Source organism: Streptomyces sp. NPDC001717, from assembly GCF_042892775.1.
In the GTDB taxonomy this organism is placed as follows: Bacteria; Actinomycetota; Actinomycetes; order Streptomycetales; family Streptomycetaceae; genus Streptomyces.
In genome coordinates this window covers 138219-159169 of sequence record NZ_JBIAUK010000017.1, presented here as the reverse complement: position 1 = coordinate 159169, position 20951 = coordinate 138219, and the positions used below count along the sequence as shown (strand labels likewise).

15 protein-coding genes are annotated in these 20951 nt (G+C 71.1%); 4 read left to right on the top strand and 11 right to left on the bottom strand.

Annotated features, from left to right (window positions below; genetic code table 11):
- The 3 genes from ACFYZL_RS25345 to ACFYZL_RS25335 all read left to right on the top strand — a co-directional run.
- Nucleotides 1–369: adenosylhomocysteinase (locus ACFYZL_RS25345; RefSeq protein WP_388681855.1), on the top strand; the 369-nt coding region annotated here is incomplete at its 5' end.
- A 105-nt stretch (nucleotides 370–474) separates the two neighbouring features.
- A complete protein-coding gene (locus ACFYZL_RS25340; RefSeq protein WP_384759235.1) occupies nucleotides 475–1104 on the top strand; it encodes a TetR/AcrR family transcriptional regulator in 630 nt (209 codons plus the stop codon).
- 57 nt (nucleotides 1105–1161) lie between these two features.
- Nucleotides 1162–2655, top strand: coding sequence for an MFS transporter (locus tag ACFYZL_RS25335; protein ID WP_388681852.1), 1494 nt, complete (start codon nucleotides 1162–1164; stop codon nucleotides 2653–2655).
- A gap of 241 nt (nucleotides 2656–2896) precedes the next feature.
- Here ACFYZL_RS25335 and ACFYZL_RS25330 read toward each other — a convergent pair whose 3' ends face one another.
- The 5 genes from ACFYZL_RS25330 to ACFYZL_RS25310 form a co-directional block, all read right to left on the bottom strand.
- Nucleotides 2897–4003 carry a zinc-binding dehydrogenase gene (locus tag ACFYZL_RS25330; RefSeq protein ID WP_384744576.1) on the bottom strand — a complete coding sequence of 369 codons (1107 nt, stop codon included), beginning with the start codon at nucleotides 4001–4003 and terminating at the stop codon, nucleotides 2897–2899.
- Nucleotides 4000–4812, bottom strand: a complete 813-nt coding sequence (locus tag ACFYZL_RS25325; RefSeq protein ID WP_384744578.1) for a phytanoyl-CoA dioxygenase family protein — start codon at nucleotides 4810–4812, stop codon at nucleotides 4000–4002. Before ACFYZL_RS25325 ends, ACFYZL_RS25330 begins: the two co-directional genes overlap by 4 nt.
- 53 nt (nucleotides 4813–4865) lie before the next feature.
- Nucleotides 4866–5606, bottom strand: a complete 741-nt coding sequence (locus tag ACFYZL_RS25320) for an SDR family NAD(P)-dependent oxidoreductase (protein WP_384744579.1) — start codon at nucleotides 5604–5606, stop codon at nucleotides 4866–4868.
- A gap of 1 nt (nucleotide 5607) precedes the next feature.
- Complete coding sequence (locus ACFYZL_RS25315) at nucleotides 5608–6585, bottom strand: TauD/TfdA dioxygenase family protein (protein ID WP_384744580.1); 978 nt, start codon at nucleotides 6583–6585, stop codon at nucleotides 5608–5610.
- Nucleotides 6586–6659: 74 nt separating this feature from the next.
- Nucleotides 6660–10574 carry an amino acid adenylation domain-containing protein gene (locus ACFYZL_RS25310; RefSeq protein ID WP_388681847.1) on the bottom strand — a complete coding sequence of 1305 codons (3915 nt, stop codon included), beginning with the start codon at nucleotides 10572–10574 and terminating at the stop codon, nucleotides 6660–6662.
- Between the two features lie 194 nt (nucleotides 10575–10768).
- Here ACFYZL_RS25310 and ACFYZL_RS25305 point away from each other — a divergent pair, with 194 nt between their 5' ends.
- Entirely contained in the window at nucleotides 10769–12580 is a 1812-nt protein-coding gene (locus tag ACFYZL_RS25305; RefSeq protein ID WP_388681844.1) for a phosphatidylglycerol lysyltransferase domain-containing protein, read from the top strand.
- 102 nt (nucleotides 12581–12682) lie between these two features.
- Here ACFYZL_RS25305 and ACFYZL_RS25300 read toward each other — a convergent pair whose 3' ends face one another.
- The 6 genes from ACFYZL_RS25300 to ACFYZL_RS25275 form a co-directional block, all read right to left on the bottom strand.
- Nucleotides 12683–13438, bottom strand: a complete 756-nt coding sequence (locus ACFYZL_RS25300; RefSeq protein WP_384744585.1) for a BTAD domain-containing putative transcriptional regulator — start codon at nucleotides 13436–13438, stop codon at nucleotides 12683–12685.
- 229 nt (nucleotides 13439–13667) lie between these two features.
- The gene (locus ACFYZL_RS25295) at nucleotides 13668–14855 is read right to left on the bottom strand and encodes a PLP-dependent aminotransferase family protein (protein WP_384744587.1); all 1188 of its coding nucleotides are present in this window, start codon (nucleotides 14853–14855) and stop codon (nucleotides 13668–13670) included.
- Nucleotides 14852–15886 carry an isocitrate/isopropylmalate dehydrogenase family protein gene (locus ACFYZL_RS25290; RefSeq protein WP_384744589.1) on the bottom strand — a complete coding sequence of 345 codons (1035 nt, stop codon included), beginning with the start codon at nucleotides 15884–15886 and terminating at the stop codon, nucleotides 14852–14854. The genes ACFYZL_RS25295 and ACFYZL_RS25290 overlap by 4 nt, the downstream gene beginning before the upstream one ends.
- Complete coding sequence (locus ACFYZL_RS25285; protein ID WP_388681839.1) at nucleotides 15883–17880, bottom strand: aconitase family protein; 1998 nt, start codon at nucleotides 17878–17880, stop codon at nucleotides 15883–15885. Before ACFYZL_RS25285 ends, ACFYZL_RS25290 begins: the two co-directional genes overlap by 4 nt.
- Nucleotides 17864–19132 carry a LeuA family protein gene (locus tag ACFYZL_RS25280; RefSeq protein WP_384744591.1) on the bottom strand — a complete coding sequence of 423 codons (1269 nt, stop codon included), beginning with the start codon at nucleotides 19130–19132 and terminating at the stop codon, nucleotides 17864–17866. Before ACFYZL_RS25280 ends, ACFYZL_RS25285 begins: the two co-directional genes overlap by 17 nt.
- 282 nt (nucleotides 19133–19414) lie before the next feature.
- Entirely contained in the window at nucleotides 19415–20851 is a 1437-nt protein-coding gene (locus ACFYZL_RS25275) for a sensor histidine kinase (RefSeq protein WP_384744592.1), read from the bottom strand.
- Nucleotides 20852–20951: the final 100 nt, after the last annotated feature.

Below are 20951 nucleotides of genomic sequence, written 5' to 3'. Positions count from 1 at the left end.
GCCAAGGTCGAGGGCATCGTCAAGGACGAGGTCAAGCCGCAGGTCCACACCTGGACGTTCCCCGACGGCAAGGTCCTCATCGTCCTGTCCGAGGGTCGTCTCCTCAACCTCGGCAACGCGACCGGACACCCGTCCTTCGTCATGTCGAACTCCTTCGCGGACCAGACCCTGGCCCAGATCGAGCTCTTCACCAAGCCCGAGGAGTACCCGACCGACGTCTACGTGCTGCCCAAGCACCTCGACGAGAAGGTCGCCCGCCTCCACCTCGACGCCCTCGGCGTCAAGCTCACCACCCTGCGCCCCGAGCAGGCCGCCTACATCGGCGTCGACGTCGACGGTCCCTACAAGCCGGACCACTACCGCTACTGATCCGGGAGGCAACACGGTGACGGGGCGAGACCAGCCAGGCCGGAGCCCCGTACGGGCAGACAGTTCGATACGCAGTGTATTAAATACATGATGTATCGTTCCCGTGTGTCTGCATCGAAGATCACTCCCACCGAACCCGACCGGCCGCCCCGGCGGCGTGCGCACACGCGTGAGCGGCTGCTCGATGCCGCCGGGCGGGTGTTGGTCGAGCGGGGGTACGCGAGGACCACCATCGAGGACGTGTGTGCGGCGGCCGGGTATACCCGGGGGGCCTTCTACTCCAACTTCCAGAGCAAGCAGGACCTCGTCCTCGCGCTGTTCGACCGTCATTCCGCGCACAGGCTCGAACAACTGGGGAACCTGCTGCGCGATCCGGAGCCGGGGGCGGCGCGACGGATCGGGGAGCTGCTCCTGACCGTCGATTCCGATGAGCGGGGCTGGATCCTGCTCTTCCTGGAGTTCCGGCTCGACGCCGCCCGCAGCCCCGAGCTCAGCGCGCGGCTCCACGAACACGAGAAGATCGTCACCGAGGCCCTCGCGCTCCTGCTGGAGCGGAGCGGTGCGAGCGTCGGCGCGCAGAGCCTCGCCACGTTCCTGCTCGCTTCCCGCGAAGGCATCCTCGCCCGGACCGCCACGGGCGGGCCCGGTAGCGACGAATCCCTGGGGGCCGCGGTCGAGGTGTTCGCCCAGCTGCTGCCGACCCTGCTGCCCTCGCTGGAACAGCCGCCGCGCTGAGCGGCCACTTTGAGTAGTTCTGCCCATTTCCGGTCGCCCGGTCAATCGAGAGACGTCATGCACGCAATCCCCCAGCCGGATCCGCGGCGCTGGAAAGCGCTGGTATTCATCGGCTTAGCCCAGTTGATGGTCGTGCTCGACACGACCATCGTGAACATCGCCCTGCCCTCGGCCCAGCAGGACCTCGGCATATCCGACGGCAATCGGCAGTGGGTGATCACCGCTTACTCGCTGGCGTTCGGAAGCCTGCTCCTCTTCGGTGGTCGCATCGCGGACCTCACCGGGCGCAGGCGGGCCTTCATCGTCGGACTGCTCGGCTTCGCGGCCGCGTCCGCGCTCGGGGGCTTCGCGGTCAACCCCGGGATGCTGCTCGGAGCCCGGGCCCTGCAAGGAGTGTTCGGCGCGCTGCTCGCCCCGGCCGCGCTCTCGCTGCTCGCGGTCACCTTCACCGAACCGAGGGAACGGGCCAAAGCGTTCGGGATCTACAGCGCGATCTCCGGCGCCGGCGGCGCCTTCGGCCTGATCGTGGGCGGTGCGCTGACCGAGTACCTGAACTGGCGCTGGGCGCTGTTCGTCAACATCCCGTTCGCCGTCACGGCCGCCTTCGGCGCCGTCACCGTGCTGCGCGAGCCGGCCGGTGCCCGCAACGGCGCCCGCCTGGACCTCTCCGGTGTCGTCCTCGCCACCACCGGACTGCTGTCGCTGGTGTACGGGTTCACCCGCGCCGAGTCCGACGGCTGGACCGCTCCCGTCACCGTCGCGCTCTTCGCCGCCTCGGTGGTCCTGCTCGGCGCGTTCGTCCTGGTCGAGAGCAGGGTGTCGGCCCCCCTGCTTCCGCTGCGGGTGGTGACCGAACGCAACCGGGGAGGCATCTACCTCTCCCTGGGGCTGGCCGTGATCGGCATGTTCGGGCTCTTCCTGTTCCTGACCTACTACTTGCAGGTCGTCAAGGGATACACCCCCGTTCTCACCGGATTCGCCTTCCTGCCCATGATCGTCGGCATGGTGATCGGGTCGACGCAGATCGGGAGCCGGCTGATGACCCGCCTGCCGCCCCGACTCCTGATGGGTCCGGGCTTCCTGACCTCGGGCCTCGGCATCGCACTGCTCACGCAGATCGAGGTCGACAGTTCGTACGTCGCCCTGATCCTGCCCGCGCAGGTGCTCCTCGGCCTCGGCATGGGCACGGCGTTCATGCCGGCGATGAGCCTGGCCACCCGCAGCGTGCGGCCCCAGGACGCCGGCGTCGCCTCCGCCCTGATCAGCGCCTCCCAGCAGGTCGGCGGTTCCATCGGCACGGCCCTGCTGAACACCATCGCGGCAGGTGCCACCACCGACTGGCTCGCCGAGCACGCCCGTTCCGCGGCCGACCGGGCCCGGCTGGCCGACGCGGCAGCCGTGCACGGCTATGCCACCGCGATCTGGTGGGCGGTCGGCATCCTCGTCCTGGCCGCGGCCGTCGCCCTCCTCCTCATCGACGCCGAGCGGCAGAACGGCGGCACGGGGGCCGGAACGAAGGTCGACGCCGAGCCCGCGCCGGCCTTCCACTAGGGCCTGTCGTCAAACTCCCGTCTGCCCCGCGACGCCTGGCACGCGCTCTCGCCGCACCGGGCGAAAGCCAAGTACGTCCAGTACGCGGGCTTCCGCCCGGCGCACCGAGAGCACGCACCAGACGCCGCGGGGCCGCCCTCCGGGCGACGACAGGAGTTTGACGACAGGCCCTAGCGCCGAAACGCGTGAGGCGCCGCCGGAGTCGATCCGGTGGCGCCTCACGCGTAACAGCCACACACGCCTATCGGTTCGTGAGGACCGCCTTCATCACGGAACCGTCCGACACGGCCGCGAGCGCGGTCCCGTGGTCGTCCAGCGGGTAGGACGACACCAGGCTGCCCAGGTCGAAGCGGGCGGTGAGCGCGGGCAGCAGGCGTACGTACTCGACGAGGTGAGCGCCGGTGAACGCCCAGGATCCGACGACGTCGAGCTGCCGGTACACGATCTGGTGCGGGTTGAGCAGGGTGTCGCCCGCGTCCGTGTACTGGCCGATGACGAGGTACGAGCCGCCGCGGCGGGCGAGGGTGAGGCCCTGGGCCACGGCCGCGGGCACACCGGCGCACTCGATGACGAGGTCGGCGCCCGCGCCCCCGGTCTCCGCGAGGACCCGGTCCAGGACCGCCTCGGCGCCGCCCGGTGCGGTGATGTCGAGGTGCACGTCGCCGATGCCCGCGGCGGCCGCGAGGGCCAGGCGGCTCTCGGGACCGCCCACGAGGATGACCTTGGCGGCCCCGGCGAGCCGGGCGAACGCGGCGGCCGCGAGGCCCACCGGGCCGCTGCCCTGGACCACGACGGTCTCGCCGAGGCGCACCGGCCGCCGCTCGTAGAGGGCGTGCACGACGGTCGGCCCCGCGCAGGCCAGCGACATGGCGGCGAGCGGGTCGATGCCGTCGTCGAGCCTGACGACGGTGGTTCCGGCCTGCAGCACGATGAACTCGGCCCAGGCTCCGGAGAGTTCGGGGCCGTCGGTGATCGCGCGGTTGACCCCGTACGTGCGGCGGTTCTCGCACAGCGTCGGCTCGCGGTGCAGTCGGCACGGCACGCAGGCACCACAGGCGATCGAGGAGGCCCACATCACCCTGTCGCCGGTGCGCAGGGCGGCCCCCGTGGCGTCGTGCGCGGGCGCGCCGGGGCCCAGCTCGCGGACGGTGCCGAGTCCTTCGTGGCCGAGTACCAGCGGGGTGGGGATGGGCAGATGACCCTGCTGGAGGTGGAGGTCGGTGCCGCAGATGCCGCCGTGGAGGCAGGCGACGACCATTCCACCGGCCGGGGCGGGCGGGACCTCGTACTCGCGCAGGGCCGGCGGCTCGCCGAACTCCTCCAGGACGACGGCCTTCGCGCGCGTCATGCCGCCACCCCCTCGAGGGCGTCCAGGAAGGGCGCGCCGAGAACGCGCAGGGGCTCGGTGTCCCGGCACACGACGTAGTCGGGGCGGGCTTCACCGGGCCAGCTGGGCAGGTTGGTGGTGTCGTTGTAGGTGGCGATGAGCAGGCGGCGCGGGAAGGGCGACATGTTGGGTGCCGAGCCGTGCACGATCTCGGGCGAGAAGAAGACGAGCGAGCCGGCCGGGCCCTTGGGGCTGACCATGCCGCGCTCGGCGACCAGGGCGGAGAGCTGGTCGGGGGTCAGCGCGATGTCGTCCGGGTCGAGGTGCTGGGCGGACCTGGCCTCTGCGGCACGGCTGTCGCGCACCAGGCCGGAGCGGTGCGATCCGGGCAGGAAGATCACGGGGCCGTTGAACTCGTCGACGGCGTCGAGGAAGACGCCGACGTTGACCTGGAGCGGGGCGGGCAGCTGGTCGGCGATGCGCCAGGCGACGTAGTCCTGGTGCCAGGACCACTTCTCGCCGCCGAACGCCGGCTTGGCGTTGATCTTGAACTGGTAGACGTACACGTCGTCCGTGAGCAGCTGCCGCACCGGACCGAGCACCCGGGGGTCCCGCATCAGCCCGGCGTACTCGGGCTGCCGGTGGTGCGAGGCGTACACGGCCCGCACCTCGTTGCGGGACTCCTCCCTGATCACCTGCGGGCCGGGGACCTCGCAGTCGCGGCGGAACGCGTCCCGCAGCCGTTCCACCTCCCGCTCGTCCAGCGCGGACTCCACGAGGAGGAACCCGTCCTCGTGGTAGCGGGCGATCTGTTCTTCACTGAGACGCATGGATGTTTCTCCGTATGGGGATGAATGGCGGTGTGTCGTGGCCGGGCGGGTGCTCAGCCCATGAAGTTGCCGCCGTCGATGACGAGTTGTTGCCCGGTGACGTAGCGGCCCGGGCGCCCGACGAGGAACTCCAGCGCGTCGGCGATGTCCTCGACCGTGCCCAGGGAGCGCAGCGGGATCTGCCCGAGGACCTCGGCCCGTCGGTCCGGATCCTCCAGCCCGTACCGTTCGACCACCTCCGCGGTGTCGGTGAACCCGGGTATGAGCGAGTTGACCCGGATCGTGGGGGCGAGCTCCAGCGCCAGACACCGGGTGAAGTGCAGCAGACCGGCCTTGCTGGTGCAGTAGTTGACCCCGTTGACCCGCGGACGGATGCCGGTGGTCGCACCGACGTTGACGATCGTCCCGCGGCCCGCCGCCACCATCGCCGGAGCCAGGGCCCGGGTCAGGTGGAACGGTCCGGAGAGGTTCGTCGCCAGGACCTGGTCCCAGTCCTCGTCACTGAGTTCCAGGAACGGTCGGTCCCGGTTGATCCCGGCGTTGTTCACGAGCACCTCGGGTGCGCCGTGCTCGGCGAGCAGCCGCTCGCACACCTCACGCACCCGGTCGGGGCGGGTCATGTCGACCTGGTGGGTCTCGATCCGGCCCGCACCGAGCGCGGCGGCCTCCCGCGCGGCCCGGTGGTCGCCCCGGTAGAGGGCGGCCACCCGGTGGCCGAGGTGGGCCAGCCGCAGGCTGAGCGCGAGGCCGATGCCCCGGGTGCCGCCGCTGACCACGGCGAAAGACTCGGCCATGTCAGAACGGCCTGTCGCCGGCGATGGCCGTCCGGTCCACGACCCGGCGGTGCGGGTGGTAGTCCGAGGTGGCGTAGTGCTGCACGGCCCGGTTGTCCCAGAAGGCGATGGACTTCGCCTCCCAGCGGAAGCGCACCTGGTACTCGGGGTACTCCAGCTGACGGAAGAGGTAGCGGAGCAGTTCCTCGCTCTCCTCGGCCGGCAGGCCCGCGATGTGCGTGGTGAAGATCGACGTCAGGAACAGGGTCTTGCGCCCGGTCTTCGGGTGGGTGCGGACCAGCGGGTGCTCCACCGGCGGGTAGACCGCCTGGAAGTGCGCCCGCTGCTCGTCGGTCATCAGCTCGCGGTAGTTCGCCGACGGGGTGAAGTCGTTGACCGTCGTCAGCCCGTCGATGCGCGCCTTCACCTCCTCGGGGAGGTTGTCGTACGCCGCGGCCGCGTCCGCGAACAGCGTGTCGCCGCCGCCACCTCGGGGCAGCTCCACCATGCGCAGGACGGCGCCCAGCGGCGGCCGCTCGACCCACGGGAAGTCGTAGTGCCAGATGTTCTCGAAGCCGGGATTCCGCTTGCCCTTCTCCAACCGCACGACGTCCTCGCCCGTTCCCGCCGGGAGGAACGGGTGCCCCTCGATCACGCCCCACCGGGACGCGAAGGCCCGCTGCTGTTCGGCGGTGACGTCCTGGTCGCGGAAGAAGAGCACCTTCCATTCGAGCAGGGCCCGGTCGAGTTCGCCGAACACCTCGTCGCCCAGCGGGGTGCGCAGGTCGACGCCGTGGATCTCGGCGCCGATCAGCGGTCCGCACGGGCGTAACTCGAAGTGCTCGTACGGGCCGCCGCACTGGCCCTCGGCGAGCCTGCGCAGGAGCCGGGGGCCGTGGTAGTCCGTCCGGCCTTCGATGCCACGGCGGGCCAGCGAGCGCACGTCGGCCGGATCGACGTCGACGGCCGCCGTCTCGGCGCGGGGCGGGGTGACTGTCATGGGGGTGGACCTTCTCGTGTTCGGGGCGCGGGTGCGCCGGGGGAGGGTGGGCGGGCCGCCTCGGGGTGGCGCCGTTACGCGTCCGCGGACCGCAGCCGCGCGGAGAGGACCGGTCCGATCTCCGCCAGGGCCGGCGGCCGCATCATGCGGTGGTGGGTCGCCGCCACGTCGTGGGACTCGACGGCGGAGCCGATGTGGCCGGCCCAGGCCGCCGCCGTGCTGCGACCCGCCTCGTACGGGTCTTCGGGGTCGGCCTCCGCGGCCCGGAAGAACAGCAGGTCGCCGTGGTACCCGCCGGGCCTGAACCCGGCCATCAGGTCGAGGTTGTTGCGGTAGACGTCGCGGAGCACGGCACGGGCCCGGTCGTCCCCGAGGGGGAACTCGTCGTCGCCCGCCGACTGGAGCAGTGCGCGGTGGAACTCGTCCTCGCTGAACGGGGGCAGATCGGACCGGAGGTGTTCCCGCACGGGATACGAGTCCACCATCACGAGCAGGTCGACCACCGCGCCCTCGCGCTGGAGGAGGCTCGCCATGGCGTGGGCCACCAGACCGCCGAACGACCAGCCGAGGATGCGGTAGGGGCCTTCGGGACGCACCGCGCGGATCCGTGCCACGTAGTCGGCGGCCATCTCCTCGACCGTGGCCGGGAGGCCGGGCGCCTCCGCGGGCCCGCGGGCCTGGAGCGCGTACACGGGCTGGTCGGGGCCGAGGTAGGGCAGGAGACCCGCGTACGGCCAGCCCATCCCGGCGGCCGGATGGACGCAGAACAGCGGCGGCCGGGAGCCCTCCGCGCGCAGCGGCAGCAGCGACTTCGGCGCGGCGCCGGACGACGGGTCGGCGATCCGCCGGGCGAGCCCGGCCGGGCTCGGGGATTCGAACAGGGCGTGCACCTCCAACGGAGTGCCGAACGCGGCCCGGATCCGCGCGACGAGGCGGGCGGCGAGCAGGGAATGCCCGCCGAGGTCGAAGAAGTTCTCGTCGACGCCGACCGCGGGCAGCTCCAGTACCCGGGCGAACAGGTCGCACAGGACGCGCTCGCGCTCGTCGGCCGGTTCCCGCGCCGGTGCGGCGCCGGTGGGCCCGGGCTCGGGGAGCGCCCGGCGGTCGAGCTTCCCGTTCGGCGTGAGCGGAAGCTCCGCCAGTTCGACGACGGCCGAGGGCACCATGTGGGCGGGCAGCCTGGTCCGTACGAACGCGCGCACCGCGGCCGTGTCGCACCCCGGCGTCTGCGGGACGACGTACCCGACGAGCTGCCGGTCCCCGGGTCGGACCTCGCGGGCCACCACCTCGGCGTGGACGATGCCGGGGCAGGCGGCGAGGGCCGCCTTGATCTCACCGGGCTCGATCCGGAATCCGCGGATCTTGATCTGGTCGTCGGACCGGCCGTGGTACTCCAGCTGCCCCCCGGGCAGCCAGCGGACCACGTCCCCGGTGCGGTACATCCGGCTTCCCGGGGCTCCGTGGGGGTCGGCAACGAACCGTTCGGCGGTCAGCCCGGGGCGGTTCAGGTAGCCGCGGGCCACCCCGGCCCCGGCGAGGTACAGCTCTCCGCGCGCGCCTTCCGGAACCAGGCGCAGGGCGGAATCCAGGACGTACGCCCGGATGTTGGGGATCGGTCCGCCGATCGGGGCGGCGTGCGGCCACGTGTCGACGTCGGCCGCCAAGGTGTGGGCCGTCACCAGGTGCGTCTCGCTCGGGCCGTAGTGGTTGTGCAGCCGGCGCCCCTCGTGACCGCCTACGAACGCGCGCACCGTGGCGCTTGGGGTGAGGGCCTCGCCGCCCTGCGCCAGGACCCGCAGCGACGGGATGGTCCGCCCCTGTTCGAGGGCCGCCTCGCACAGGGCCTCCAGGACGAGGTTGGGGGCGAAGAACTCGTTCACGCGCTCCGCGTCGAGCCAGGCGGCGAGCAGCTCGGGGTTGCGCCGGACCTCGTCGGTCGGCACCACCAGGGTCTTGCCGAACAGGAGCGCGGACAGGATCTCCTGTACGGAGACGTCGAAGCTCAGCGCGGTGAACTGGGCGATCCGGGTCCCGGCGGCCGAGGGGAAGGCCTCGTGGTGCCAGAGCAGGAGGTTGACCATCGCCTGGCCGGGCATCACCACGCCCTTCGGGCGGCCGGTGGTGCCCGAGGTGTAGATGACGTACGCGGGATGGGCGGGATCGAGCCGGCGCAGCCGCTCCCCGTCGCCGATCTCCGTGTCGGCCGAGCGCGCCGACTCGCCCACGGTCCGGGGGTCGTCGAGGACCAGCCGGGGGGCCTCCGAGTGCGGCAGCAGCCGGGCCGTGTCCGCGGTGGTCAGCACGACGGCGGGCGCGGTGTCGCGCAACATGAACGACAGTCGGTCGGCCGGGTATTCGGGGTCGACGGGGAGGTAGCAGCCGCCGGCCTTGAGGACGGCGAGGACCGCGACGGCGAGGCCGGCCGACCGGGGCAGGGCCACGGCGACGATCCGCTCGGGCCCGACGCCCCGCGATATGAGGAGCCGGGCGAGCCGGTTCGAGGCGGCGTCCAACTCCCGGTAGGTGAGGGTGGCTTCCGCCGAGACGACGGCCGGCAGGTGCGGGGTCTGCGCGGCCTGGCGGGCGAACAGCTCGGGCAGGGTGGCTTCCCGGTACTTGCGTTCGGGGCCGCCGAGCTCGGTGAGCAGCCGGAGCCGCTCGCCCTCGGTGAGCAGCTCGACCGAGCCGACGGGCACGTCCCGGTCCGAGATGAAGGCGCGCAGGACGCGCAGGAAGCGCGCGTGGTGCGCGGCCAGCTCGTCGGCGTCGTAGCGGGCGGAGTCGGCGACGAGATCGATGCGCAGCCCCCGGCCGTCCGCGCGGTCGAAGGCGGTGAACGACAGGTCCTCCACGGGCCCCTGGGTCAGGTGGTGGGCGGTGGCGGGCTGCCCCGCGAATTCCAGGCCGTAGTCGAAGGCCATGATGTTGACCATGGGACCGGTCCGGTAGCGCCCCGTGTCGGGCAGGCCGAGGTCGCGCCCCAGGTGTTCACCCCGGTGCCGCTGGTGCCGGATCATCTCGCGGAACGCCCCCGCGACGTCACGTATGAGCCGGTGCGCCGTCAGATCGGGGCGGACGTTCACGCGCAGGGGCAGGACGTTGGAGTACATCCCCGGCGTGGTGCGCGCCGCGGCGTCGGTGCGGGCGGCCATCGGCAGACTCAGGATGACGTCCTGCTCACCGGAGAGCCGGTGGACCTGGGCGGCCGCGGCGGCGATCACCAGGACCGACCAGTGGGTGCGGGCCGCCCGGGCGGCGGCCTTGAGCCCTTCGGTCTCCGCCGCGGTGAGGCTGCCGGTGTGGCTGATCTGCCCCTGCGCGGCGGCAGCGGTGACCGGCCGGGCGGCGAGGGTGGCCACCTCCGGCACGTCCGCGAACCGGGTCGTCCAGTACGAGCGGTCGGCCGCGGCCCGGTCGGAAGCCTGGTAGGCCGAGTCGTCGGCCAGCATCTCCCCGATGGTCCCGAACGGGTTGGCGGGCAGGGGGAGCGCCGACGCCATGGCGGTGTAGAGCTCGGACACCCGCCCGGCGATGAGCGCGCCCGTGTGTCCGTCCGCGACGGCGTGGTGGGCGCTGAGGTACCAGAAGCTGCGGTCCGGCCCCAGGCCGAGCAGTGCGTAGGAGAACAGCGGCCCTCGGGAGAGGTCCATCCGGCGGGCCAGGTCGGCCCGCATCCAGGCCCGCGCGGCGGCGGCGGGGTCCGGTTCGGCTCCGAAGTCGAGGACCGGGAACTCCCAGTCCTCGAAGGGGACCACGTACTGCCGGGGCTCACCGTCCTCCTCGACGAACCGGGCGTGCATCGGGACGGCCTCCGCGATGGCCTGCCGCATCGCCCTTTCGAAGAGCTCGGGGTCGATGGGACCCCGGAGTTCCAGGTACTCGCCGATGCGCTGCTGCGGGGCGGCCGGATCGACCTGCTCGGCCAGCCACATCTCGCGCTGGGCCGTCGACACGGGAAGGTGCATGCCGTCGGATCCGGACCCTGACACTTCTCCCACACTCCTCGATACATCGCGCCGGTCGGCGAATTCCCGCCGAATGCAAGAAGAATGCTAGACACGGGACCTAAAATCTTGCATACACGTCACTTGCATTGCGCTTCGCTAAACCGGACCTTAATCCTTCGGAGCTCATTCCCGGGGATGACGGAAATGGTCGGGCCCGGCGTTTAGGTTTGCTTTCCATGAACAGTTCAGCGCCTGCGCGTCCGGATGCGGAAACGAGCCGTCGCCCGGCCGCCGCGTCCCGGCCGCGCGTTCCCACCCTCACCGCGTACGCCTGCCTGCTGATCGGGCTGATCGACCTCGCGGCCGCCGTCTTCCCCGGCTTCCGCCACAACCGGTTGCGTCTGCTGGCCGGTCACCTTCCCGGTGGCACCACGACGGCGGCCGCGGTCGGCTCGCTGATGGTGGGCGTGCTGCTCGTACTGCTGGCGCACGGACTGCGGCGCCGCAAACGGCGGGCCTGGCGGGCGGTGGCGGTGCTGCTTCCGGTGGGCGGGCTGCTCCACCTGCTGCGGTGGCACACCACGGCCGCCGGCGTGCTGTCGTTCGCGCTGCTCCTGGTGATGCTGTGGTACCGGCGGGAGTTCTACGCCCTGTCCGACCCGCGCACCCGCTGGCGGGCGCTGCTGAACTTCGTCGCGGTGGGCGGCGTCTCCCTCGTACTGGGGCTGCTGATCACCAATGTGCACCCGGACTACGAGGCCGGCTCGCCCTCCCTGGAGCAGCGGCTGCGGCACACCGTGTACGGGCTCGTCGGAGTCGAGGGGCCGGTGCGCTACACCTCGGAGCGGGTCGGGGACCTGGTCGGCTACTCGCTCGGCGCGCTCGGCCTGATCACCCTGCTGACCACCTCCTACCTGTTCCTGCGGCCCCAGAAGCCGCGGGCGGAGCTCTCCGCGGGGGACGAGGCGCGGGTGCGCGAGCTGCTGGAGCGGCACGGAGCGCGCGACTCGCTCGGGTACTTCGCCCTGCGGCGCGACAAGAGCGTGCTGTTCTCGCCGACGGGCAAGGCCGCCATCGCCTACCGCGTCGAGTCGGGCGTGATGCTCGCCTCCGGCGACCCCATCGGCGACGTCGAGGCCTGGCCGGGGGCCATCAGCGTGTTCATGGACGAGGCCAGGCGGCAGGCCTGGGTGCCCGCCGTGATCGGGTGCGGCGAGACCGGCGGCGAGGTGTGGATGCGCGAGGCGGGACTCGACGCCCTGGAGCTGGGCGACGAGGCCGTCGTGCACACCGCCGACTTCTCGCTGAGCGGACGGGCCATGCGCAACGTGCGGCAGATGGTCAAGCGCATCGAGCGCAACGGCTACTCCTGCAAGGTCCGCCGGGTCTGCGATCTCGACGACGCGGAGCGGGCGCGGATCACGGACGCGGCCGCCCGCTGGCGCGACACCGACATCGAGCGGGGCTTCTCCACCGCCCTCGGCCGCTTCGGCGACGCGGAGGACACCGGTTGTGTGGTGGTCACCGCGCACCAGGCCCCGCAGGGCGACGCGGCCGGGGAGGGCGGGGCGGGCGGGACGCCGGAGGTCGACGACCTCAAGGCCGTACTGCACTTCGTGCCGTGGGGCCCCGAGGGGATCTCGCTGGAGCTGATGCGCCGGGACCGCGCCGCCGACCCCGGCCTCAACGAACTGCTGATCGTGGCCGTCCTGCAGGCGGCGCCCGCGCTCGGGATACGCCGCGTCTCCCTCAACTTCGCCATGTTCCGCTCGGCTCTGGCCAGGGGCGAGCGGCTGGGCGCCGGGCCGGTGCTGCGGGCCTGGCGGTGGCTGCTCGTGCTGCTCTCGCGCTGGTTCCAGATCGAGTCGCTCTACAAGTTCAACGCGAAGTTCCAGCCGGAGTGGGTGCCGCGCTTCCTGGTCTTCCCGCACACCCGCGACCTGCCGCGGATCGGGCTCGCGGCGATGCAGGCGGAAGCGTTCATCACCCTCGGCCGGCCGAAGTGGCTCCGCGTCGCCCCCGCGGCCGGAGCCCGCGGCCGCGGGTGAGAAGCCTGCGGCCCCGCGAGCGGAGCGCGTCGCGGGGCCGAAGGATTCGCAGGTGGGTGGGGCGGGGCGGGGCGGGGCGGATCGGTCGGGAACGGGGTCCGTTCAGGAGGCGAGATGGGCGAGGGTGCGCTCTTCGAGTCCGGCGTCCCGCGCCAGGACCGACTGCTGCAACTGCGCCAGCCGGGGACCCGGTTCGATGCCGAGCTCGTCGATGAGGACGCGCCGGATGCGGTGGTAGACCATGAGGGCTTCGGCCGGGCGGCCGCTGCGGTAGAGCGCGAGCATCAGGAGACCGTAGAGGCTCTCCCGCATCGGCTGCTCGTCGATCAGCCCGTAGAGCTCGCCGATCAGCGGCTTGTGCCGCCCCAGGAGCAGCTCCGTCTCGGCCCGCTCCTCCAGGGCGGCCGACCGCTTCTCGTCCAGCAGGCGCCCCAGGTTCTGCAGTGCCGGAACCGTGCGCAGGTCCGCCACGGCGGGGCCGGCCCACAGCCCGAGCGCCTCGGAGAGCACCGGCGAGGCCTCCTCCAGTCGGCCCGCGGCCCGCAGCTGGACGCCCCGCAGGTGCAGGGCTTCGAACCGGTGCAGGTCCAGGCCGAGCGGAGGGAGGTCCATCATGTAGCCGGACGGCCGGGTCAGCAGCCTGGACCCGTCGAAGCCCGGGCCCGCGAGGTGCTTGCGCAGCCGGGAGACGTACACCTGGAGCGCGGTGGACGCGGTGCGCGGCGGCTCACCCGACCAGAGGGCGTCGATGAGCTGCGACGCGGACAGCGGGCGGCCGTCGTTCAGGCACAACAATGCCAGCAGGGTGCGGAGTTTCAACGCCTGCGGAGTACGCAGCGTCCCGTCGTCCGTCTCCACCGCAAATGCTCCGAGAACGCGAAAATACACGGTCTTGCTCATCCCCCGTGGTCAAAGGGCCCGGACTCGTGAACCGGCGGTCCGGTGAGTCCGGGCATGGAAATGCAAAGAAGAACAGAACCCGCGCCGACGAGCCCTGCGACCGGTCGAGTCGGCAAGGCTGCGGGCGGGGAACAGGGGCCGCGGACGGAACCCGCCTCGTGAAAGGCGGGTTCCGGCTCGGTGCCCGTCATCGAAAGAGCCGGGCCAGCCTCTTCACTCCCTCCTCGATCCGTGCCGGTTCGTATCCGGCGAAGGACATCCGCAGCGTGGCCGGGTCGGCCCGCTCCGCGAAGAACGGGGCGCCGGGAACGTAGGCGACGTCATGGGCGACGGCCTCGGGCAGCAGCCGGATCGCGTCGTGGCCGTCGGGCAGCCGGACCCAGATGAACATTCCCCCGTCGGGCCTGCTCCAGGTGCTGCCGGGCGGCAGCGCTTCCGCGAGCGCGCCGAGCATCGCGTCACAGCGTTCCCGGTAGACGTTCGAGGCGCGCACCAGGCGCGCGTCGAGGTCGGATTCCCCCAGGTAGTGCGCGGCGGCTGCCTGGTCGATCGTGGAAGTGTGCAGATCGAGGGCCTGCTTGACCAGCGTGCACACGCCACGCAGCGACTCCGGGGCGCGCAGCCACCCCAACCGCATGCCCGGAGACATGATCTTGGACAGGCTCCCCAGCAGCACGGTGCGGTCCGCGGCGTCGTCCAGGGACGCGATCCACGGCACGTGCTCGCCGCGGAACCTCAGTTCGCCGTACGGGTCGTCCTCGGCGATCCACATCCCCTGTTCGGCGGCGATGCGTGCCACCGCTCGACGGCGCTCGACGGGAAGGGTCCGCCCGGTGGGGTTCTGGAAGGTGGGCACCAGGTAGAGCAGCTTCGGACGTTCCTCCGCCACGGTCCGCTCCAGGGCCTCGACGACGATCCCCTCGTCGTCGGTCGCCACCGGGACGACCCGCGCGCCCGCCTGGGCGAAGCACTGGAGGGCCGCGAGATAGGTCGGGTTCTCGACCAGCACCGTGTCCCCGGGTTCGAGCAGCGCGGTCGCCAACAGCGCCAGCGCCTGCTGCGACCCCGTCGTCACCAGCAGGTCGTCCGCACGCGAAGGCAGCCCCCGCGCGGACAGCCGGGCCGCGACGACCTCGCGCAGCCGGGGGTCGCCCTCCGTCGTCGAATACTGGAGGGCGCGATGCGGGGATTCGGTCAGCACGTGGTCGTAGGCCGCGCGAATCCCCTCGACATCGAGCAGTTCCGAGGCGGGCAGACCGCCGGCGAAGGAGATCACCTCGGGCCGGGCCGTCAGGGCGAGGGCCTCCCGGATGACGGAGCCCCCCGCCGAGGCGGCCCGGGCGGCGAAAGCGGGAGGAGCCACACGGGTGTTCATGAGGTCCGGTCGTCCGTTCCACGCGCGAGCAACGCCACCACCTGGTTCATGAACCCCTCGGTGGTTCCCCGTCCGCCGAGGTCGGGGGTGGCCGCCTCGCTCTGCGACACCTCGATCACGCACGCGCGGAGCAGTTCTGCCGGCCGGCCGTGCCCGAGGTGGTCGAGCATCATCGCCAGCGACATCGCCGCGGCACAGGGGTTCGCGATGCCCTTGCCCGCGATGTCGGGAGCGCTGCCGTGCACGGGCTCGAACAGGGCGAGGCCGGTCTCGGGGCAGATGCTCGCGCTCGATGCCAGGCCGAGGCCGCCCATCAGGGCCGCGCCGATGTCGCTGACGATGTCTCCGAAGAGGTTCGACGCCAGGATGCCCTCGTACGGCGTCGCGTCGCGCACCAGGTTGTAGCAGAAGGAGTCGACGTACTCCTCGGAGCCCACCAGCTCCGGGAAGTCCCGCAGTTCCCGGCGGAAGACGTCCTGCCACAGGCGGCCGGTGTTCGGTACGGCGTTGGACTTGTGGACCAGGGTCACCTTCCGCCGCCCCTTGTCGCGGAGCTGTCCGAGACAGAAGCGTACGAACTTCTCGACGGTCTCCCGGGTGTAGACGCATTCGTCGATCGCCACGCTGACCCTGCCGGCATTGGCGACCGTGCCGCCGATGCCGACGTAGAGCCCCTGGGTGTTCTCGCGGTACAGGTCGATGACCCCGCTCGGCAGGGTGATCGGGCGGTGGTTGACGTAGAGGTCGAGCCCCACGCGCATCCCCAGCAGGATGTCCCGGCCATGGGCCATGTCCGGGATGCGCGGGTCGCCCAACGCGCCCAGGAAGACGGCCGCGTACTCGTTCGACAGCAGGTCGATCGCCCCGGCGGGCAGACCGATCCCCGTCTCGAGCCACTCGTCGGCTCCCCAGGGGAACACCTCGTACTCGATGCCGAGGCCGTAGGCCTCGTTGAGGTGTTCCAGGGCGGGCAGGACCGCCGGAACCACCTCCCGGCCGATTCCGTCACCGGGGACCACTGCGATCTTCATGATTGCGTCCGAGTCTTGAGCATGTCCTCGACGGAGCTGAGGCGGCCGGCGATCGCGGTGGCGGCGACGACGTAGGGGGAGGCCAGGTACACGTGACCCGGTCCCGACCGGCCGGGGAAGTTGCGGTTCTGCGCGCTCACCGTGACCTCCTCCGGGCTTTCCGAGACGCCCGGCCCGGCGTTGATGCAGGCCCCGCAGGAGGGCGGCAGCACGCTCACGCCGACCTCCTCGAAGAGGTCGATGTAGCCCCGGTCGACCGCGTAGCGCATGACGGCCTCGCTGCCCACCTGGATGTACGCCTGGACGCCCTCGGGCACGGTCGCGCCCTGTGCGCGAGCCCGCTCGAACACGCTCGCGTACATGTCCATGTCGTAGGCCTTGCCGCCGGTGCAGGACCCGCCGTAGACCTTGTCGACCTTGACCTCCGCGTCGACGGAGGCCAGCGGAACGGAGTTCCGCGGGTCCCCGGGAAGGGCGACCATCGCCTGGACACCGCCCAGTTCGACGTCCACCACGGCCGAGTACATCGCGCCCCGGTCGGAGTGCACGTCCGTCCCGGCGGACGCGTTCGGGCCGCGCAGCGCCAGGTGGGCGTGGGTCACCTGGTCGGGCTCGAACATGGCGGTCATGCCGCCCGCCTCCACGGCCATGTTGCACAGCGTGGCGCGCTCGTCGAGGTTCATCGACGCGCATCCGGGACCGCCGAAGAGGATGACCTTGCCCAGCGTCTGGCTGCCCTGGATGGACGGGTGCGCCAGCAGCGCCAGCATGAGGTCCTTCGCGCACACGCCCGGTGCCAGTTCGCCCAGCAGGTTGACCTGGATCACCGCCGGGACCTTCACCAGGATCTCGCGGTTGTACCAGGAGTTGGCGATGTCGGTGGCACCCACGCCGAAGGCGAAGGCGCCGACGGCGCCCGCCGTGCACGTGTGGCTGTCGGTACCGATGATCACGTCACCCGGCTTGGCGACGTTCTCGACGATGTAGTTGTGGCAGATCGCACGGCTGCCGCCGGTGTCCGCGGGGCCGATGAAGTTCCCGCCGCTCAGGGTCGCGAACTCCTGCTGCCGCTTGCCGAGGTTCTCCACGCGCTCGATCAGCTCCAGGCCGTTGGCGCGCCGCTTGAGGACCGGCTCCGCCAGCGAGAGGTGGTCCTGGAAGAAGTAGCAGGACTCGGGGCTCGCGAGCGCGGCGTCCGCGCCGAACTGCTGGGCGAACATGCCGGCGGCCATGGGCGTCACGTACTCGTGCGAGAACCTGACGTCCGCCTCGACGAAGTACGACTCCCCGATCCGCACGGTGGCGTCCTCGGGGGACCGGTTGCGGGAGGACAGACGGCTCTGGATGATCTTCTCGACGGCGTTCAGCGGGCGCGGCGCGTCGAAGCGGGGCTTGATGGGGGACTGCGTGCCCTCGCGGGTCTCGCGGTTGAACCCGAACAGGCCGCCCAGGTCGATGACGGCCCGCTCGATGTCGTTCGCCCGGCGCGTGAAGGCGTCCAGCGGCAGTTCCTCACCCGCCAGCAGGGCGTCCAGGACGCTGAAGTCGTCGCAGGTGACGATGCCGACGTTGCGGCAGTTCTGCTCGTAGATCCGCTCGAAGGACCGGGCGAACACGATCTCCACGCCGGCGTACTTCTCGGCGTAGACGGCGTGCTCCCGGGACGAACCGCAGCCCTTCGCCTCGCCGCTGACGATGATCTGCGGGGCGAAGGCCTTCACCGCGCCCTGGCCGAACTTCTTGTCCCGCAGGCCCAGGTACGCGTACTCGCCGAGCTTCTCGTCGTACCAGTAGCAGCACCAGCCGGGGATGATCTCGTCGGTCGAGATGTTGTTCATCAGCGGCGCCCGCAGCAGCTCCGCCGGTGTCGCCGTGCCGGTGCCGTCCAGCTGCGCGGCGAGCAGATCGGTGTCCTCGGTGATGACCAGGAGGTTGCCGCTGAGCCGGATGGTGCGCGTGCGGCTGTCGCCGGTCGGTTCACGCAGCGTTCGCAATGATCTGCCTTATCTGTTCGTCGGTCAGGGGGCCACGGCCCGACTTCGCCTGGTCCAGCACCTGCTTGATGAAGGAGGTGTTGTCGCTGTCGTAACCGTGCACCGTCAGCCAGTACTTGACGTTGTTGGCGCCGGATGCCTCGTCGATGAGGACTTCCTGCTCACGGCCCAGGTAGCTGGCCGGGACGCTGGAGTAGACCGCGTCCTTCACCAGCACGTTGCCCTTCTCGTGGGCCTTGAGGATGGCGGAGGCGTGCACTCCGGCACTGGTCTTGAAGACGTCCCGGCCGAGTGCCGGGTAGTTCTGCGGGATCTCGACCCCGAGCACGGACGCGGCGTAGGCGGAGTAGTCACGCAGCGCCTTGAGGTCGTACCGTCCGTGCTCGTCGAGGTGGCTGTTGACCATGAGCTGGTCGATGGAGGCGTTTCCGGCCCGCTCGCCGATGCCCAGGATCGTGCCGTGCACCCGCTCGCAGCCGTGGGCGAGGGCGGTCAGGGAGTTGGCCAGCGCCAGGCCCCGGTCGTTGTGTCCGTGCCACTCGAAGCCGACCTGGTGGCCGCGCTCCCGGAAGTACTGGTGCGACCAGTGGAGGAGCGATTCGACGCCGCCGGGTAATGCCGCACCCACGGTGTCGCACAAGGTCACACGCCGTACGCCCGTGTCGATGGCGACGTCGAACACGTGGCCCAGCACTTCCGGAGTGCACCGCACCGCGTCCTCCAGGACCAGCACGAACTCCGCGCCTCCGCGCCGGCATTCGGCCACCGACTCGCGGATGTGGCGCTGGATCAGCCGGACGTCCCAGTCCTCCACGTACTGCCGGATGGGGCTGACACCGATGAAGACGTAGGCGTCCACGGGCACCCCCACCTGCTGGGCTATCTCGCAGATCGCGTTGATGTCCGAGGGGTGGGTGCGGCCCGCGTAGCCCTGTGAGATCGGGTGGCCGCTGTCGAGGATGTGCCGCGAGATCTCCACACAGGTCCGGAGGGCGGCGGGGTCCGAGCCGGGGAATCCCAGGTCCGCGGAGGTGACGCCGGCGCGGGCCATGTGGTCCACCAGCTCCAGCTTCTGCTCCGGTGTGGGATTGCGGATGTTCGGGGCCTGGAGCCCGTCGCGCAGGGTCTCGTCGAAAAAGGTCCCCGTATAAGGAGGCTCCGGAACAGGCCGCTGTGCCGCCACCCTGATGGCGTTCCAGTTGAACCAGACATCGGGGCTCGGACTGGAGCTGTCGGAAGCTTTTCCGTTCACTGCGATCTCCGAGTTTCTTGTGATGCGTTGTGCCCCGCACCGGCGACTGGCGCGTGCTCCGGGAGCATGGGGAGCTGCGCCGGGGCACGGCAGGAACGCAAGGTCCGGACAGGTCGGAAAACCGTCGGCGGGAGAGTTCCGGCTCGCGTGTACCGACAGGCCGGCCGGACTTCGCCGGTACGGCTACCCGCCTTAAAGGGGGTGCGGGTAGCCGTACCTCTCCATCCTTGATCGTCCACCCAGCCGAGGGCAAGCAGTTTCCATGGGAGGAAAAAGGCCAGGTCAGAGGCCGCCCAGCGACCACGGCAGGATGGCGCGGGCGGTGGTAGGGCCGCCGGCCGGACTCGTGAGATCGAGCTTGCCGCGCAGGGCGACGGCACGGTCGACCAGCCCGCGCAGCCCGGTCCCGGCGTCCAGCGTGGCACCCCCCACCCCGTTGTCGGTGACCACGACCACCAGACAGTCGTCGGCGCGCTCCATGGAGACGTGAATGCGCGTGGCCGAGGAGTGCTTGACGGCGTTCGCCAGGGATTCCGCGATGATGAAATAGGCCGTGGATTCCACCTGGATGGCCGGCCGCTGTTCCAATGTGGAGGACACGTGGACGGGGACGTGGAACGTCTCGGTCAAAGCGGTGACGGCGGCGTGCAGTCCGCGGTCGCTGAGGATCGGCGGCTGGATTCCGCGGACCAGATCGCGTATTTCGTCGAGGGCCTTGCCGATTTCCCGGTGGGTTTCCTCCAGAAGCCCGTGCAGGGCTTCGGCGCTCGGGTCCTTCCGTCGCGTCGCGTGGGAAATCCGCATCAGCAGCACGGCCAACCTGGCCTGTGCGCCGTCGTGCAGGTCCCGGTCTATGCGCCGGTAGTCGGAGTCGTTGACGCGCAGCGCGGCGATACGCTGCCGCTCGGCCAGCTCCTCGCGCCGGCGCCTCTCGTCCTCGTCCACGCGGCCGAGTACCCGGCGGACCAGCCGCGCCCGCAGCTTGCCCAGCCAGAAGAGCACCATCACCTGCGCGGCGAAGAGCGCGACGGCGCTGACGGCCACGCACAGGCGCGTGACACCGCCTTCGACGACGATGGTGCCCGCGGGGCCGAAGGCCAGCTGTTCGGTCGTGCCGAAGGGGAGACTCGTCGTGAAGGCGACCACCGGCAGCGTCATCGTGAAGACCGGCAACAGCCAGAGCATCCCCAGCAGGAGCAGGCACAGGTAACCGGACGCCCCCCACCCGGAGGCCTTCCGCCGGTGCTCGCCCTCGTCGGAGACGGGGGATTCGAGTCGCCTTCCCGGGGAGGCCGGATTCTGCATCACCGATGCCGCGAGCAGCAGTTCCACGTCGGCGACCGCGCGCAGGAGCGGCAGGCCCGAGAACGCCGAACTCATGTCGGCCAGCCGGTTCCGCAGCTTGAGCAGGGTGGGTCCCGGCCCGCGCTCCCGCTCGTGCTCCCGCGGCCGCGCGGCCCGGGGGACGACCAGGCCGATGACGCGGCGCGTCAGATCGGTGAGCACCTGGACGAGCAGTGCCGCCATCAAGGGAAGCGTGCCCAGGAGTGCGGATATCGCTCTCAGCGCCATCTCCGCGATGGTCAGAGGGATCAGAAGGATTCCGACCAGGCTGCCGACGGACAGGTAGATGACCCCTGCTGCGATCCGGGACTGCGCCGACGGGCCGTCCCAGACGGGTCTTTCCGCGTCATTCGACGGCGCTGTACGGTTTCTCATCACTCCAAGACCGCCGTAATTCATTCGTTTTGAACATGGGTCATTTCACTGGTGGGGCGCATGAATCGTGAGCGTCCCTCAACAACGCCGTCCGGCGCAA

What these genes read in the sequence shown, in the direction of transcription:
- ACFYZL_RS25335 (WP_388681852.1), top strand. Translation starts at nt 1,162, where the DNA reads ATGCACGCAATCCCCCAGCCGGATCCGCGGCGCTGGAAAGCGCTGGTA.
- ACFYZL_RS25330 (WP_384744576.1), bottom strand. Translation starts at nt 4,003, where the DNA reads ATGACGCGCGCGAAGGCCGTCGTCCTGGAGGAGTTCGGCGAGCCGCCG.
- ACFYZL_RS25325 (WP_384744578.1), bottom strand. Translation starts at nt 4,812, where the DNA reads ATGCGTCTCAGTGAAGAACAGATCGCCCGCTACCACGAGGACGGGTTC.
- ACFYZL_RS25320 (WP_384744579.1), bottom strand. Translation starts at nt 5,606, where the DNA reads ATGGCCGAGTCTTTCGCCGTGGTCAGCGGCGGCACCCGGGGCATCGGC.
- ACFYZL_RS25315 (WP_384744580.1), bottom strand. Translation starts at nt 6,585, where the DNA reads ATGACAGTCACCCCGCCCCGCGCCGAGACGGCGGCCGTCGACGTCGAT.
- ACFYZL_RS25305 (WP_388681844.1), top strand. Translation starts at nt 10,769, where the DNA reads ATGAACAGTTCAGCGCCTGCGCGTCCGGATGCGGAAACGAGCCGTCGC.
- ACFYZL_RS25295 (WP_384744587.1), bottom strand. Translation starts at nt 14,855, where the DNA reads ATGAACACCCGTGTGGCTCCTCCCGCTTTCGCCGCCCGGGCCGCCTCG.
- ACFYZL_RS25290 (WP_384744589.1), bottom strand. Translation starts at nt 15,886, where the DNA reads ATGAAGATCGCAGTGGTCCCCGGTGACGGAATCGGCCGGGAGGTGGTT.
- ACFYZL_RS25275 (WP_384744592.1), bottom strand. Translation starts at nt 20,851, where the DNA reads ATGAGAAACCGTACAGCGCCGTCGAATGACGCGGAAAGACCCGTCTGG.